1 protein-coding gene and 1 pseudogene are annotated in these 2,114 nt (G+C 63.1%); one reads left to right on the forward strand and one right to left on the reverse strand.

Going from position 1 to position 2,114, the window contains the following annotated elements:
- Positions 1-462: 462 nt before the first annotated feature.
- A pseudogene (locus A2I95_RS42685) lies at positions 463-1,056 on the forward strand (type VI secretion IcmF C-terminal domain-containing protein); the annotation flags it as partial.
- A 46-nt stretch (positions 1,057-1,102) separates the two neighbouring features.
- On the opposite strand, the gene A2I95_RS33340 reads toward A2I95_RS42685, so the two are convergent.
- Positions 1,103-2,114: hypothetical protein (locus A2I95_RS33340; protein ID WP_291736734.1), on the reverse strand; the 1,012-nt coding region annotated here is incomplete at its 5' end.

A 2,114-nucleotide genomic window follows, 5' to 3' on the forward strand; every position in this document is an offset into this window, starting at 1 on the left:
CTGGAGTCACTGTCCCACGCCGTTGAAGTCACGAATGTGCTGTCGGGGCCAACCTCGCCCATCGTCAACATCCTGACCGACATCAGTGCGGAAACCCGGTTGAACGAGGACAAATCTGTGCTGGATGTCGGCACTCTTGCCGCGGGTGCTCAGAATGTGGCCGCGATTGAGGCGCGATCCAACCTGTCGATCCAGGGCCAGATCCTGCTGGAGGCGCTGGTCGGCTCTGCCGAAAACGCACCCGGACAGGCCGCCAAGCCGCCGGGCGCCTATGTGCAGGAGCGGTTTGAATGGCTGTACAATCTGGTGAACCGGCCCGACGGCCAGCCCTCGCAGCTGGATGATCTGATGGGCCAGCTGCAGCAGGTTTATCAGGAACTGAACAAGATGTCCTTCTCGGGCGTGGCCACGGGCGGGCAAAGCGGCCAGGCGCTGCTGCAGTTCCAGCAAACCGCCAGCCGGATGGGCGGGCCGCTGCCCCGCTGGGCGACGCAGATTTCCGCGGGGTCCTCGGGGATCACTTCGGAAGGCACGCGTGCTTCGATCAATGCGCGCTGGCAATCGGCGGTGCTGCCGTTCTGCCAACAGGCGTTGGGGAACCGCTATCCGTTCAACCGCTCGGCCCGGGCCGATGTGGCGATGGCCGATTTTGCCAAGCTGTTTGCGCCCGGCGGGCTGATCGACGGGTTCTTCAATGATCAGCTGTTGAAATACGTCGATACCCGCAGCCGTCCCTGGATCTGGAAGCGGGTGAACGACGTGGATCTGGGCATCAGTCCGGCGGTTCTGCAGCAGATGCAATATGCCGCCGAGATCAAGGAGGCATTTTTTGCCGGCGGTGCGCAGCCTGCAGTGCAGTTCCAGATTACTGTCAACGCGCTGGACCCCAAGGCCAAAGAAGTGGTGCTGGAGATCGATGGCTCCAAAGTGGCCTATAATCACCGGTCCGGTGCGCCGACGCCTGTGGCGGTGACCTGGCCGGGGTCGGTCGGGCTGGCGCGGATCACCCTTTTGCCCAAGAAGCGCGACGCCGAGAATGTGATGTCGCGGGACGGGCCTTGGGCCTGGTTCCGGCTGCTGGATGCGGCCGAGGTGCGGCGCACTAATGTCTCTGATCGTTGTCCCCGGCATCGTCCTCCGGTTCTTCCAGCCCGCCGAGGATACCGTCCAGCCCAACCCCCTCTACTGGTGCGTCCTCCGGAAGATCCTCTGCCAGCCCGGCCAGCACGTCTGCGGCGCTGTCTTCGCCGTCCGTTTCCTCAGGCGTCTCAAGGCTGTCCAGCACCGAACTCAGATCTTCACCTGTATCCTTATCTTGCTCCGAGCCGCCCGCCAGCAACCCTTCCAGTACATCACCGGCGTCGTCTTCCGCCGTTTCCGCTGTCTCAACCGAGACCAGGCTGTCCAGTGCATCCGCCGCCGCGCTGCCGTCGGCTTCCTCCACCGCAGCATCGTCCAGCAGCCCGTCCAGAACATCGTCCAGGCCGTCGTTTTCAATGCCGTCTTCGGCTGCTGCTTCAGCCAGGCTGTCCAGCGCCGCAGCGGCTTCGCTGTCGTCATCCTCTGCAACCGGCTCAACATCTGAAAGGTCACGCAGAACACCGGCAATATCTTCGCCCTGGTCCTCAGCTATCTCTACCGGGGTCAGACTTTCCAGGGCTGCCTCCGCCGCGTCATCGGCGTCTGCTTCTTCCTGCTGCAAACCGGCCAGCCCGTCCAGAACATCCGAGTGTTCCTTAGGCTCCGGCACCTCCAGGTCTGCCGTCGCTAAGCTTTCCAGCGCGGCACCCGCAGTGTCATCATTGCCGTCTTCCACTTCAATCGCAGCCAGCCCGTCCAGAACCGATGCAGACTCATCAGAGACATCCGCATCCAGAACCTCTGCCGCCGCCAAGCTCTCCAAGGCAGAACCCGCGGTATCGTCTTCCGCTTCATCCTCCAGCGCCTGTTCCGCCAGACCGTCCAGAATGCCGGCGTGATCCTCCGCGGGCAGCTCCGCAGTTTCAACCGCCGCGAGGCTTTCCAGCGCATCATCCGCTGCCGTGTCTGCCTGCTCTGGCACGTCAATCTCCGCGAGCGCATCCAGAACACTGGAATGATCTTCCGTTTCATCC

The organism is Leisingera sp. F5, from assembly GCF_001593695.1.